This window comes from Dorea sp. AGR2135 (genome assembly GCF_000420885.1).
Taxonomy (GTDB): Bacteria; Bacillota; Clostridia; order Lachnospirales; family Lachnospiraceae; genus Dorea; species Dorea formicigenerans.
Genome location: NZ_ATVU01000003.1, coordinates 141,515 through 154,848, shown reverse-complemented (window position 1 = coordinate 154,848; position 13,334 = coordinate 141,515). Strand labels below are relative to the sequence as shown.

Below are 13,334 nucleotides of genomic sequence, written 5' to 3'. Positions count from 1 at the left end.
CGGTGTTGTGCCGGGGCTTTTTTCTATAACGATTATTTATCAAGTATTTCTAAACATTTTTCAGGCTCTGGTGCAAAGAGAGAAGTTACTTTCACTTTATCCGACAACCCGTTTTCTTTCAGCATTTCTTTTAACACCTGCATAAAGATTCCTGATTTTTTCTCAAGAGTGCATTCGTTGAAAGTTTTATCCAGTCCTTCGCGGCATTCAAATGACCCATACCAGTCAGCGCAACAGGTGTAGTCAACACCACAGCTTGGACTGCCGTCTACCCCAACAATTCCCAACACTTCGAACCAGTCTTCATTTGCCAGATATTCTTTGAGTTGTTGAATACACGGAGCAAGAATTTTACGACAATGATCGCGAAAAAAAGTATTGTCGAACTGATTGCTAACATGTCCCCAGCGTTTTGGACCATATAATGTAAATTCTGGACAAGGCAGTTGAATGATCTGTACTTCCTGATCAATTGCTTTGTGCATGAATTTTTTTCTGAGATTTTCTTCGGCGTCCATGTCAGCCTGATTATAAAGAACAACTTTTGAGGCAGTGTTTAAAATACAATGTGATACAAAAATAATTTTTTTCATATATAAAACCTCCGATTAGATGATAACATCACCATAACGCAAAGAAAGCTGTTCCATTTGTTCCTGATTAATTATAATCTTTCCTTTGTGTAAAGTGATATAATTATGTTTTTCCATATAGTCCAGATAACGATAAAGGGTGCGCAAATTGATATTGAGCTTATTTGCTAATCCCTTTCTCGTTAACGGGCATGTATATGGCAGTTTGTAACATGCCTGTCTGTACAGGTAATGCCCTAGGATATCTTTGGTCGGGAAAATTCTGTGTGTTTCTGCACGATCCATATTGGAACTTGCTATATGAGCAGTGATTATAAGTGTTTGATAGCAGAGTTTCGCATCTTGTTGAATAAAGTCCATGAATTCTTTTGCATTTACACGGAAAAGGACACATGCTGTGTCAGCTACAACAAAAGCTGTATAAAAAGAATCCTTGTTGATGTACTCCATTAATCCCAGAATATGTGGCGGCTCAACATAGTCGATGATATCATTTGTACTGAAAGAAATCTGATTCATTATAACCGTATGACCGGAAAGCAGAATATAAAAATATTCAGCAGAATCGCCCTGGTAAAGTATCGTTTCTCCTTTGGGGACAGTGAGAAGCTGGTTGCCAAGGTTAAGATGCGTAAATGATTGTAAAGGATTTTCTTTATCATACTCTTCTTTTAAGATGATTTCCAGAGCTTTTTTTGTATTTTTGTACATGATCTATAGAAACCTCCATTTTTAATAACTAGATATTGTGAAAAAATATAATAAAAGATGACAACTGTCATTTTTAAAATTATACGACTATGTTATATTGAAGTCAAGTAAAGTCAGACATTAAATAAGGAAAAACGTGAAAATGTTGACAATACTATCTGGAAGAGATGCCAGGAGGGGTAAAGGATTTTTAGAAAATGCAGAGAATGCACAGGGAAATGAAGGAGGACATAGGAATGGAGAAAAAGAAATATTCAATTAAAGAAGATTTTTCAATGTTAGCGTTACTGATTATTCCAGTCGGAGTAGCAGTTAACTTTGTTGGAGGGCAGTTAGCATCTATTTTGAAGCTTCCAATGTATCTTGACACAATCGGAACAATTTTTGCTGCTATGCTTTGCGGTCCATGGGTTGGGGCAGTGACCGGAGGTTTAACCAATGTTGTCACAGGTATCGCAAATCCAGTAAACTTTGCGTTTATTCCAGTTAATGTAATTGCAGGTTTGGTAACAGGTTTTCTTGCCAGAAAACAGATGTTCAGTGTGTGGTGGAAATGGCTGATTTCTATGTTTGTAATGGCTTGGGTATCCATTATTGTTTCAGCACCAATTGTTGTACTTGTATACGGTGGAGTTACAGGTGGAGGTACATCTATTATCACAGCAGCCGCAATGGCAGCAGGAGCCAACATCTGGGCAGCATTTTTCGGTACAGAAGGAGTATTCCAGGTATTAGACCGTATTATTTCATTCTTGATCTGCTGGGCAGTTATAAAAGTAATTCCACCAAGAACACTTGTTAAGTTCGGTTGTGGAAGTAACTATATCAAAGAGAAGAAGTAAGACAGACCCTCCTGGATACTTCTTACAAAAAAATGATGATGACCTGAGAAGGGGATAGATATGGAAAAATCATATTTGGAAAAGATACAGATACATAAAGAAAATAAGCTTGCAGGACTTCATCCGGGGGCAAAATTATGGGTGGTTATTCTGTATACAGTTTGTACGTTTATTTTAAATTCCATACATTTGACGGAAGTCGGATTGTCATTGGCGGTGATTCCATGGTTTTTAGTAGTGCTGATTCTATGTGCTACAAGTGGAGCAATGAAAAAGTGCGTGAAAGCATTTAAGGCTGTAGCATTTATAGCACTTGTAATTTTTGTAGTACAGACATTCATTGTTCCTGGTGGTGAAGTATTGTGGAGATTCGGTATTTTAAGAATCTGTGAGAAGGGACTTCGTACAGCGATTTCATTATCGTTTATGGTTATGGATATAGCGGGAATTTTTGTCTGGTATTTCCAGACGACAAGTAACAAAGAAATTGCAAGAGCATTGGAAGAATCTGGAATGAATTATAAGGCAGTATATGTGTTTACATCTTCCTTATCTATGATAGATATTCTGAGTGGCAATAGCAAAACAATTATGAATGCTCAGAAAGCCAGAGGTGTCGAAACAGAAGGAAATATAATCGTACGTGCGAAAGCATTTTTCCCAACATTGGTTCCACTGATCCTCGGTGCTGTAATTGGATCAGAAGAAAGAGTTTTAACACTGGAAGCTAGAGGATTTTCGATGCAGTGTGAAAAAACACATATGTTTAATCTCGAAAAATCAGGCCTGGAAAGTACTGTTAAAATTGCATCAGTTGTAGTCACAATATTAGTGATCGCAGGGAGGGTGGCATTATGGATATTATAATGGAATGTAAAAATGTTGACTATTCTTATCCACTAACAACAGAACCTGCAATTAAGCATTTAAATTTACAGATTGAAAGAGGAAAGTTTTACGGAGTCATTGGTGAAAATGGATCAGGTAAGACGACATTATGTGCTTTACTGCGAGGATTTGCTCCAAGTTTTTATAAAGGAGAAATAAAAGGAGAAGTTCTTGTAGAAGGAAAGAACATCAATGAGTATGGTGGAGAACTCTCGCAGAAAATAGGATTTGTTTTTCAAAATCCATTCACGCAAATTAGCGGAGTTAAGGATACTGTATTTGAAGAAGTTGCCTATGGACTTGAAAACTTTGGTGTTCCGGTAGAAGAAATCGAGCGCCGGGTAATCGAGGTTATGAAGATGACGAACATTGAATCACTGGCAGAGAAGAATCCGTTTGAATTATCTGGTGGACAAATGCAGAGAGTTGCGCTTGCGTCAGTTATAGTTCTGGAGCCGGATATTCTGATTATTGATGAACCGACCAGTCAGTTGGATCCAGAGGGAACAGAGAGTGTATTTGCAATTATTAAGGCAATGAAAGATAAGCAGAAGACCATTATTCTCGTGGAGCATAAGATTGATCTGATTGCAGAGTATGCGGATGATGTTCTTGTTCTGAAAGATGGAGAATTGATCGCAGTGGGGGATAAGAATGAAATATTAACAGATATTACACTCATGGAAAAAGGAGTGGCATTACCACAGGTCGTTCTTCTGGCAGTAAAGCTTCAGAAAGCAGGACTTCCATTTACTAAAATTCCGGTAACTGAAAAACAGGCCATTGAGATGATTGGTCAGGCTATGAAAGAAAAGAGGGGATAGGTATGAGTGATTTGATTTTAAAAGATGTAAGTTTTTCCTATCCAGGTGGATTTTTGGCAGTTGATCACATTAATATGGAAATAAAAAGTGGTGAAAATGTAGCAATCGTTGGTCAGAATGGCGCCGGAAAAACAACCACTGTGAAGATGATGAATGGACTTCTAAAACCAACAGAAGGGGACGTTCTAATTGGAGATATGAATACAAAAGATTATACAACTGCACAAGTATCAAGGGTAGTTGGATACGTATTCCAAAATCCAGATGATCAGATTTTCCATGCAACAGTTGAAAGTGAGGTTCGTTATGGACCAAAAACTATGAAACTAGATCCTGCAGAGGAAGACCGGAGAGTGCAGGAGGCACTTGAAATTACGGGCATGGAAGAATTTAAGGATGAAAATCCAATGAATTTACCTCTTTCCATGAGAAAATTTGTAACCATTGCAGCCGTAATTGCGATGGGAACAGAAATTTTAATTTTTGATGAGCCAACGGCCGGTCAGGATGTGGAAGGAAACAAAAAATTAAGTGAGATTTTGAAGGTGTTACATGGACAGGGAAAAACTGTTATTACAATTTCTCATGATATGGAGTTTGTAGCTGCCAACTTTGATAAGGTGATTGTAATGGCGAAGAAAAAAGTTGTCCGGTCAGGGACACCAAAAGAAATTTTTTGGGATTTTGAGTCTTTGGAGCATGCAATGCTGAAGCAGCCGTATGTCAGCAGAGTATGTAAAGCGTTGAATATTGGTGGTAATGTCATCAGTATCGCAGACGCAGTAGAAGGGATTATGAGTCAATGTTAAAAAAACAGAATAAATACAAAATGGTAGCATTTCTGGCATTTGCATTGTACTTTTTGACCGGGGCGGCCTGCATTGTAGTAGGAAGCAGTTTGTCCCATCTGGTAAAGATGTATGGGATTGCATTAGATAAAGTAGTACTTCTTGGTTCTGCTTATGCGTTAGGACGAGTTCTTACTGTATATTTTACAGGAAGGATGGTGGAAAAGTTTGGACCAATAAAAGTACTGGCAGTCGGAACCGTGCTGATTGGAGCATTCTTAATCGGAATACCCACTGTGCCTGTATATTATGCAGGTTTGGCTTTTGCATTTCTTGGTGGAGCCGGAATGGGAACGCAAGATACAGTGTGCCCGGTATTATTAAGTATGGCATTTCATGATACTTACGCAGGAGCAATGAGTGCAGGACAGGCATTTTTTGGCCTTGGCAATTTCACTACACCGTTCCTCGTTGGAATTATGCTGTCGGGAAAACTACCATTTTATTATTCCTATTATATTCTGATGATTGTGCCTGTGGTTATGCTTTGCTGTATTCCATTTGCAAAAAAAGAAATACAGGGAGCAAAACAGGAAGGAGAAGAGGAACAGGAACAACAAGTAAAACCGCTTCGGGCAAAGAAAATGAGCGTAGCATTTGGAGCAATTATTGTTGGAGATATTGCATACTGTGCAGTTGTCAATGGAATTATGACTTATACGTCAAGTTTTGCAGAAAGTCTGGGAATTGCATCTTCAACAGCAGCATTTATGCTGACAGTATATAATGTGGGCTGTTTTGTTGGCTCTATGGCATTTGTTGTAATCTTAAGAAAAGTAAGGGAGCAGACAGTATTGCTGGTCAATAGTGTTGGTGGTGTTGCAGCAATTATTCTGATGCTTTTAGTAGATCAGATTCCGGTATATTTTGCATGCCTTGCAATTGCAGGATTCTTCCTCGGAGTATTGTTCAGCGTCTATGTGACAATTGCGACAAGGATTGATTATAAACATGTCAGTAGAGCGGCATCGCTTATGGGAACAGCCGGTGGCGGCTCTGATATTTTGACACCTGTAATTACAGGTGCAATGGTAGGGTTATGGGGTGTGAGAATTGCGTATGTATATGTCATTATTATGAGTGCGGTCAGTATCCTGGCAGCAATTGTACTTCGCATGAACACATCAGAAGAGGAGGATTTGTAATGGCAATTCAGAGTAAAGAAGTATTAAATGAAGAAGGAAAACAATATCATATTCAATGTAAAAAAGGTGATGTCGGAAAATATGTGTTGGTGCCGGGTGATCCATTCCGTACAGATGCAATTGCACAAATGTTTGATGATCCAGTATTGGTTGCCCATAATCGTGAGCATAAGACATGGACGGGAACATTAAACGGCGAGAAAGTATCTGTTACAAGTACAGGAATGGGAGGACCTTCTGCAGCAATTGCGATAGAGGAACTAATCCATTGTGGTGCTGAAACATTTATCCGTGTAGGTACTTGTGGAAGAATCTGCCCGGAAAGTTATGATGAAAGTCTGGAAGGTGTTATTATTACAGGTGCAGTCAGAGATGAAGGCACGACAGTTCATTATGTACCGATTGAATATCCGGCAATGGCAGACCGTCATGTGACAGATGCTCTTGCAAGAGCCTGTGAAGCAAAAGGCTATAAATTTGCAGAAGGAGTGGCTCAGTCAAAGGATTCTTTCTATGGTCAGTATGATCCGGACAGTATGCCAAACAGCGGAAGACTTCATCAGAGATGGGAAGCATGGGAAAAGAGCGGTGTTATGGCTTCAGAGATGGAGACAGCAGCATTATTTATTGTATCCATGATTCGTGGAGTGAGAGCAGGAGCAATTATGGCTTATGGAAGTATGAATGACCATACAATTGAACTTGCATGCGATGCAATCAAAATTTTAATTGAAGAAGATAAGAAAAAAGCAGGAAAATAAACTCCGTTTATAACAATTAATTATAAGAAGACAGGGAGGAGTTGAATGATGGAAAAAGAAAAAAAGAAAATCATTATTGATACAGATTGTGGGTCTGATGATGCAATGGCGATTGCGATGGCACTCAATGATCTGACCTATGAGATTCAACTGATAACAACGGTATCTGGTAATGTACCGGTACAACAGGCGACAATTAATACACTCACTACAATCGAATATGCAGGAACTTATGAGCCTCCGGTTTATATGGGATGTGAAAAAATGCTGCTACGTGAATTAGAGTGTGCATATGAGACCCATGGACAAGATGGCATGGGAGATATTGGGCTTGTGCCGAAACGACTGAAAGTTGCAGAAGGAAATGGTGTTATAAAATTAATAGAAGCGTTAAGAAACAGTGAACCAGGTGAGATTGATATTGTAGCGCTTGGACCATTGACAAACCTTGCAATTGCAATTCGTCTGGATTATGAAGTTATGAAAAAAGCTGGACGTATTGTGATTATGGGAACCGCAGGACTCGGAGATGGAAATGTAACTCCAGTAGCAGAATTTAATATCTGGCAGGATGCAGAAGCGGCGAAGATTGTTACAGAATCAGGTTTGGACAATATTATTTTTGTAGGCTGGGATGCATGTCTTGGAGACTGCATGTTAAATCCAAAAGAAATCAAGGAGATTAGGGAAAGTGGAAAGTTAGGGAAATTTGTCATTGACTGTAATAAAAATCTCCTGGAAATGAATCGGGAACGGTTTGGAGACGATTATCTGGATATGGCGGATCCATCTGCAATGTCAGCAGCGCTTTATCCTGAATGTATTGAGAAGTGTGAAAAATATTACTGTGAAGTTGATGTATCAGCCGGACCAAGTTATGGCGCTGTACTGGTAGATGTAAATAATGTTACTGGAAAAGAACCAAATGTATATATATGTAGTAAACTATATGCGGACAAATATAAAGAATATATATACCGTACTTTGAAAGTGAAATAAGTTTTGCCCCGCCATGGATTGGCGGGGTATTTTACAATTTTAAATAGGAAGGATAATTTGACTATGGAAGAATTAAAGGTAAAATTTTTGATGGGACCTCCGGATTGTAATGATCCGCATATTCCAGAATACAGTGAAAATTATTTGAAAGAGCTTGGGAAAGTATTGGGAATGCCGGTAGTCTGTCGGGAAATCGAAGAGGTAAAGAATCAGGCTCTTTCGGTTTACTTTATAGCCTCTGGTGGTGCGGAACCGGGATTTAAAGAAGTATACAAACAAGTAGAAGAACCGTATATTTTATTAACAACACCAGCTTATAATTCACTAGCAGCTGCAATGGAAATTATGGGTTTTTTACAGGAACAAGGATTGGAAGGAGAGATTCTTCATGGTTCTTATGAAGAAATATCCAAAAGATTACATATATTATTGCGGACAGCAAATGCGAAAAAGAAATTAAATGGAATGAGACTGGGATGTTTTGGAGAACCAGGTGGTCTGATTGCAAGTAATGTGGAGTTTCAAATGTTTCAGTCTGCAACTGGTGCAATTATGGAAATATATGATTTAAATGAATTGATTGATGAATACAGGGATGGTGGATATATAGAGAATAAATATACACAACAGTTATTGGAAAAAGGTTATAATTTAGAAGAAACGGAAAAAGCATTAAATGTGTATGGTGCTTTAAAAAGGTTAATAAAAAAATACGATTTGAATGCTGTGACGGTAAGATGCTTTGATTTATTAAAAGCAGTACATACAACGGGATGCCTGGCGCTTGCAATACTAAATGCTGAGGGAATTCCTGCTGCATGTGAAGGCGATCAAAAAAGTCTGATTAGTATGGTAATTTTAAATGCTTTAACAGGTGGGTCAGGCTTTATGGCCAATCCAAGTTGTATGGATTCTGAAAAGAAAGAAATCATCTTTGCACATTGTACATTGCCGATTGATATGCCGGATGATTATAATCTTACCACTCATTTTGAATCTGGAGTTGGAGTAGCAGTAGCAGGAAATCTTGAATCGCAGGAAATGACAATTTTTAAATGTGATGAAACAATGAAAAGATACTATGCAGGAAGAGCTACTTTGCTAGAAACAATGCATAGGAAAGATTTGTGCAGAACACAGATGAAATTATATTTGGAAGATGGAACAGAATATTTTGCTAAATACCCAATTAGTAATCATCACATTATATGCAAAGGTGACTGGAAAGAAGTTATTGACCAGTTTTTTGAACAAATGTAAATAAGAGCATGATTTGGCAGATTTGGCGCATACTATCTCTACGAAAAGGAGGGCATCAGTATGTATAAATATCTGCCAATTACAGATGTATACGCAAGAGAAATATTAGATTCCCGCGGGAATCCGACGATAGAAGTGGAAGTGCTGGCAGGAGATGAATTCTGCGGACGGGCAAGTGTACCGTCGGGCGCTTCCACAGGTCAGTTTGAAGCACTGGAATTACGTGACGGGGAAAAAAGATACGCCGGGCTTGGTGTGGAACGGGCGGTAGATCATGTGAATGCAAAGATTGCACCTGGTATTATCGGAATGAACGTATTTGACCAGGCGGCTTTAGATACATTTCTTATAGGTTTAGATGGTACAGGGGATAAATCAAACTTGGGAGCCAATGCTATGTTAGGCGTATCCATGGCAACAGCAAGGGCGGCGGCGACTGCGATAGGACTTCCACTCTATTCCTATCTTGGCGGGGCAAATGCAAAGCGTATGCCGGTTCCGATGATGAATATTATGAACGGTGGCAGACATGCCGACAACACCATTGATATTCAGGAATTTATGATTATGCCGGTAGGAGCGAAAAACTTTAAAGAAGGACTTCGTATGTGTGCAGAAATCTATCATTCTCTGAAAAAATTGTTGAAAAAAGAAGAATTATCCACCGCTGTTGGGGATGAAGGTGGATTTGCCCCGAACCTTCCAGATGCCCAGGCAGCACTTGCCTATATCGTGCGCGCAACGGAAGAAGCCGGATATAAGGCAGGTGAGGAAGTATCACTGGCACTTGATGTGGCAGCAACAGAACTTTATGATAGAAGCTTTAAGAAATATGTATTCGAAGGGGAAAGTAAGACAAAAGATTACAAAGTCATTCGGTCATCAGAAGAGCTGATCGATTATTATGAAGGGTTAATTGAACAGTTCCCAATTGTATCGATTGAAGATCCACTGGACGAAGAAGATTGGGATGGATGGGAGCTTCTGACAACAAGATTGGGATTGCACACACAGCTTGTTGGAGATGATCTGTTTGTGACAAACACAAAGAGATTAAAAAAAGGAATCGAGAAAGAAGTTGCCAATGCAATTCTCATAAAAGTGAATCAGATTGGAACACTGACAGAGGCACTGGATACGGTAGAGATGGCGCAGAAAGCCGGTTACAGAACGATTGTATCACACCGTTCCGGGGAGACAGCAGATACCTTGATAGCAGATCTTGCAGTAGCAGTAGGGGCAGGTCAGATCAAGACCGGAGCGCCATGTAGAAGCGAACGGGTAGAGAAATACAACCAGCTTCTTAGGATAGAAGAACGGCTCGGAGATGTGGCAGAATATCAGAATCCATTTAAATGATAGAAAAAATGTTATAATTGCACAAAAGGGACACTGTTAATCGTTGAGGGGGACGTAGCATTTTGTCAAAATGCTACGTCCCCCTCAAAATAAAGTGCTTGCGAAATCAACCTTACTGTGCTAAACTAAATATGGTTTTATCTACAGGAGGTGTGTGTAATGGATATTTTAAAAATTGTTCTTATGATTTTATTTGCAATAGATTGTATCGCATTGACAGCCATTGTACTGATGCAGGAAGGTAAGTCTGCAGGACTTGGAGCTATCAGCGGAATTGCTGATACTTATTGGGGTCAGAACAAAGGTCGTTCAATGGAAGGAGCACTTGTAAAGTCTACAAAGTTCCTTGCGATTCTGTTTGTTGTACTGGCAGCAGTGTTGAATTTGAAAGTATTTGCTTAAGAGAAGAGGAAAAGCACTCCTGTATAGGAGTGCTTTTTTTGACAGTGGAGGAGCGATGAGCGATAAGACATTTGAGAAAAGAAAGAAAATTATATATGATTTTATCTGTGATGATATGTATGTGCCAATGAAGTTCAAAGAGATGGCTATGGTCCTGCAGGTGAATAAGGAGCAGCGGGATGAGCTTCGTCAGGTGCTGGAATCATTGGAAGAGGAAGGTAAGATCTGTCTCAGTAAGCGTGGAAAGTACTGTAAAGGTGAGGCGAAGCGTCTTCAGGGAACTTACCGTGCGAATCAGAGAGGGTTTGGTTTTGTTATCATTCCTGAGGAGGATCAGGATATTTTTATCGGGGAGGACGATGCCGGCGGAGCGCTGGACGGTGACATAGTAGAAGTGATTATTACGAAGGCTTCTGATCGTGATGGAAAGCGCCGGGAAGGTAAGATTGTAAAGATTGTGGAGCGTGGTCTTACAACAGTTGTCGGTCTTTATCAGAAGAAGGGCAACAAGAGTTATGGCTTTGTCATTCCGGATAACCAGAGAATTCTTCAGGACATTTTTATTCCAGAGGGTAAGTCAAAAGAAGCTGTAGACGGGCATAAAGTTGTAGTTGAACTGACTTCTTACGGTGAGAAAGGCAGAAGTCCGGAAGGAAGGATTGTAGAGATTATCGGTCATGTCAATGATCCGGGAACAGATATTATGTCTATTGTAAAAGGATATGATCTTCCGGTAGAATTCCCAGAGAAGGTGCTGAATCAGGCAGAGCGTGTATCAAAGCCGGTCAGTGAGGCAGACATGCAGGGAAGAAAAGACATCCGTGACTGGCAGATGGTCACCATTGATGGCGAGGATGCGAAGGATCTTGATGATGCCGTGTCTGTTGTGAAAAATGGTGAAAATTATATTCTTGGTGTGCATATTGCTGATGTTACGAACTATGTACAAGAGAATAGTGCGCTGGATCGGGAAGCGCTGAAGCGTGGAACAAGTGTATATCTGGCAGACCGTGTTATTCCGATGCTGCCACATACATTGTCTAACGGAATTTGTTCGTTAAATGCCGGAGAAGACCGTCTGGCGCTTAGCTGTATTATGACAGTAGACCAGAAAGGAATGGTCATTGACCATGAGATTGCAGAGACGGTTATCCATGTGGACCGCCGTATGAGTTATACAAGTGTGGCAAAGATTCTGGAAGACGAGGATCTGGCAGAAATGCAGGAATACGAGGAACTGGTGCCGATGTTCCAGCGTATGCTGGAACTGTCAAAGATTCTGAGAGCCAGAAGAAAACAGAGAGGTTCCATTGATTTCGATTTTCCGGAAACGAAAATGATTCTTGATGAGAATGGCCATCCAATCGATATCAAACCTTATGACCGAAATGTTGCGACAAAGATTATTGAGGACTTTATGCTTCTGGCAAATGAGACTGTTGCAGAAGATTATTACTGGCAGGAGATGCCTTTTGTATACAGAGTACATGAAGCTCCAGATGATGAAAAGATCCGGGCGCTTGCAACATTTATTAATAATTTTGGATTCTCTATGCATATCGGGGCCAATGAAGTGCGTCCGAAAGAGATTCAGAAATTACTTGGAAAAGTAGAAGGAACACCGCAGGAAGCATTAATCAGCCGACTTGCGCTGCGCTCTATGAAACAAGCCAGATATACGCCGGAGAACTCCGGACATTTTGGATTGGCAGCGAATTATTATACACATTTTACATCACCGATTCGTCGTTACCCGGATCTTCAGATCCATCGGATCATCAAAGATAACCTGCGGGGACGGATGAATGGTGAACGCATGGAACATTATCGCAAGATATTGGAAGAAGTGACGAAGCATGCCAGTGAGACGGAGCGGCGCGCTGACGAGGCAGAACGCGAGACTGTGAAGCTTAAGAAAGTAGAATATATGTCAGACCGTATTGGAAATGTTTACACAGGCGTAATCTCCGGTGTGACGAAATGGGGCATGTATGTGGAACTTCCGAATACGATCGAGGGTCTGGTTCATGTTGCCAATATGCGTGATGACCATTATAATTACGATGAAAGCCGTTATGAGATGGTGGGCGAACGCACCGGAAAAGTCTACAAGCTTGGACAGGAAGTTCGTGTAAGAGTTGCTGATACAGACCGGTTGATGCGTACCATTGATTTTGTAATTGCGAAGGAGAGGGACGAAGAAAATGGCGAAGACGAATGGTAAGATGATTGCTAATAACAAAAAGGCATATCATGATTATTTTATACTGGATACTTACGAGGCCGGAATTGTGCTTCATGGAACCGAAGTGAAGTCACTTCGTATGGGAAAATGCAGCATCAAGGAGTCTTTTATCCGCATTGAAAATGGGGAAGTATTTATCTATGGTATGCATATCAGTCCATATGAAAAAGGAAATATCTTTAATAAAGATCCTCTTCGTGTGAAGAAGCTAATGTTGCACAAAGCAGAGATCAATAAATTGATTGGCAAGACAAAAGAAAAAGGAATGGCAATCGTACCATTAAAGGTATATTTTAAGGGAAGCCTTGTAAAAGTGGAGATTGGTCTGGCAAAAGGTAAGAAACTGTATGACAAGAGACAGGATATTGCCAAAAAAGACCAGCAGAGAGAAGCAAGCCGTGACTTTAAAATCCGCAATCTGGGCTAAGATGAAAGAAAATGTGCAGTAAATGTGGAT

At 40.0% G+C, this 13,334-nt stretch carries 14 protein-coding genes; 12 read left to right on the top strand and 2 right to left on the bottom strand.

What is annotated here, in order from left to right; all coding sequences use genetic code 11:
* Window positions 1-32: 32 nt before the first annotated feature.
* Both G593_RS0103410 and G593_RS0103405 read right to left on the bottom strand, forming a co-directional pair.
* Window positions 33-593: a CD3072 family TudS-related putative desulfidase gene (locus G593_RS0103410; protein WP_029730754.1), complete on the bottom strand. Its 561-nt coding sequence runs from the start codon at window positions 591-593 to the stop codon at window positions 33-35.
* A gap of 15 nt (window positions 594-608) precedes the next feature.
* The gene (locus tag G593_RS0103405; RefSeq protein ID WP_049946450.1) at window positions 609-1,304 is read right to left on the bottom strand and encodes a Crp/Fnr family transcriptional regulator; all 696 of its coding nucleotides are present in this window, start codon (window positions 1,302-1,304) and stop codon (window positions 609-611) included.
* 236 nt (window positions 1,305-1,540) lie between these two features.
* Between G593_RS0103405 and G593_RS0103395 the strand changes: the two genes are divergently transcribed.
* The 12 genes from G593_RS0103395 (at window position 1,541) to smpB (ending at window position 13,304) form a co-directional block, all read left to right on the top strand.
* Window positions 1,541-2,146 carry an ECF transporter S component gene (locus G593_RS0103395; protein ID WP_022279373.1) on the top strand — a complete coding sequence of 202 codons (606 nt, stop codon included), beginning with the start codon at window positions 1,541-1,543 and terminating at the stop codon, window positions 2,144-2,146.
* Window positions 2,147-2,206: 60 nt separating this feature from the next.
* Window positions 2,207-3,013, top strand: a complete 807-nt coding sequence (locus G593_RS0103390) for an energy-coupling factor transporter transmembrane component T (protein WP_049946449.1) — start codon at window positions 2,207-2,209, stop codon at window positions 3,011-3,013.
* Window positions 3,001-3,858 (top strand): energy-coupling factor ABC transporter ATP-binding protein, encoded by an 858-nt coding sequence (locus tag G593_RS0103385; RefSeq protein WP_029730751.1) that lies wholly within the window; start codon window positions 3,001-3,003, stop codon window positions 3,856-3,858. The genes G593_RS0103390 and G593_RS0103385 overlap by 13 nt, the downstream gene beginning before the upstream one ends.
* A gap of 2 nt (window positions 3,859-3,860) precedes the next feature.
* Window positions 3,861-4,667, top strand: coding sequence for an energy-coupling factor ABC transporter ATP-binding protein (locus tag G593_RS0103380; RefSeq protein ID WP_029730750.1), 807 nt, complete (start codon window positions 3,861-3,863; stop codon window positions 4,665-4,667).
* Window positions 4,661-5,851: an MFS transporter gene (locus G593_RS0103375; RefSeq protein ID WP_029730749.1), complete on the top strand. Its 1,191-nt coding sequence runs from the start codon at window positions 4,661-4,663 to the stop codon at window positions 5,849-5,851. The genes G593_RS0103380 and G593_RS0103375 overlap by 7 nt, the downstream gene beginning before the upstream one ends.
* On the top strand, window positions 5,851-6,612 hold the full coding sequence (locus G593_RS0103370; RefSeq protein ID WP_029730748.1) for a nucleoside phosphorylase: 762 nt from the start codon (window positions 5,851-5,853) through the stop codon (window positions 6,610-6,612). Before G593_RS0103375 ends, G593_RS0103370 begins: the two co-directional genes overlap by 1 nt.
* Before the next feature lie 45 nt (window positions 6,613-6,657).
* Window positions 6,658-7,611, top strand: coding sequence for a nucleoside hydrolase (locus G593_RS0103365; protein WP_029730746.1), 954 nt, complete (start codon window positions 6,658-6,660; stop codon window positions 7,609-7,611).
* Between the two features lie 63 nt (window positions 7,612-7,674).
* On the top strand, window positions 7,675-8,871 hold the full coding sequence (locus tag G593_RS0103360; RefSeq protein ID WP_049946448.1) for a hypothetical protein: 1,197 nt from the start codon (window positions 7,675-7,677) through the stop codon (window positions 8,869-8,871).
* Window positions 8,872-8,931: 60 nt separating this feature from the next.
* Entirely contained in the window at window positions 8,932-10,230 is a 1,299-nt protein-coding gene (gene eno, locus G593_RS0103355; RefSeq protein WP_022279365.1) for a phosphopyruvate hydratase, read from the top strand.
* Window positions 10,231-10,389: 159 nt separating this feature from the next.
* Entirely contained in the window at window positions 10,390-10,632 is a 243-nt protein-coding gene (secG, locus tag G593_RS0103350; protein WP_005336987.1) for a preprotein translocase subunit SecG, read from the top strand.
* A gap of 55 nt (window positions 10,633-10,687) precedes the next feature.
* Window positions 10,688-12,856 carry a ribonuclease R gene (gene rnr, locus G593_RS0103345; RefSeq protein ID WP_029730744.1) on the top strand — a complete coding sequence of 723 codons (2,169 nt, stop codon included), beginning with the start codon at window positions 10,688-10,690 and terminating at the stop codon, window positions 12,854-12,856.
* Window positions 12,837-13,304, top strand: a complete 468-nt coding sequence (gene smpB, locus G593_RS0103340; RefSeq protein ID WP_005336994.1) for an SsrA-binding protein SmpB — start codon at window positions 12,837-12,839, stop codon at window positions 13,302-13,304. Before rnr ends, smpB begins: the two co-directional genes overlap by 20 nt.
* Window positions 13,305-13,334 lie beyond the last annotated feature (30 nt).

Coding starts and splice junctions, on each gene's coding strand:
- G593_RS0103410 (WP_029730754.1), bottom strand. CDS start 593: ATGAAAAAAATTATTTTTGTATCACATTGTATTTTAAACACTGCCTCA.
- G593_RS0103405 (WP_049946450.1), bottom strand. CDS start 1,304: ATGTACAAAAATACAAAAAAAGCTCTGGAAATCATCTTAAAAGAAGAG.
- G593_RS0103395 (WP_022279373.1), top strand. CDS start 1,541: ATGGAGAAAAAGAAATATTCAATTAAAGAAGATTTTTCAATGTTAGCG.
- G593_RS0103390 (WP_049946449.1), top strand. CDS start 2,207: ATGGAAAAATCATATTTGGAAAAGATACAGATACATAAAGAAAATAAG.
- G593_RS0103385 (WP_029730751.1), top strand. CDS start 3,001: ATGGATATTATAATGGAATGTAAAAATGTTGACTATTCTTATCCACTA.
- G593_RS0103380 (WP_029730750.1), top strand. CDS start 3,861: ATGAGTGATTTGATTTTAAAAGATGTAAGTTTTTCCTATCCAGGTGGA.
- G593_RS0103375 (WP_029730749.1), top strand. CDS start 4,661: ATGTTAAAAAAACAGAATAAATACAAAATGGTAGCATTTCTGGCATTT.
- G593_RS0103370 (WP_029730748.1), top strand. CDS start 5,851: ATGGCAATTCAGAGTAAAGAAGTATTAAATGAAGAAGGAAAACAATAT.
- G593_RS0103365 (WP_029730746.1), top strand. CDS start 6,658: ATGATGGAAAAAGAAAAAAAGAAAATCATTATTGATACAGATTGTGGG.
- G593_RS0103360 (WP_049946448.1), top strand. CDS start 7,675: ATGGAAGAATTAAAGGTAAAATTTTTGATGGGACCTCCGGATTGTAAT.
- eno (WP_022279365.1), top strand. CDS start 8,932: ATGTATAAATATCTGCCAATTACAGATGTATACGCAAGAGAAATATTA.
- secG (WP_005336987.1), top strand. CDS start 10,390: ATGGATATTTTAAAAATTGTTCTTATGATTTTATTTGCAATAGATTGT.
- rnr (WP_029730744.1), top strand. CDS start 10,688: ATGAGCGATAAGACATTTGAGAAAAGAAAGAAAATTATATATGATTTT.
- smpB (WP_005336994.1), top strand. CDS start 12,837: ATGGCGAAGACGAATGGTAAGATGATTGCTAATAACAAAAAGGCATAT.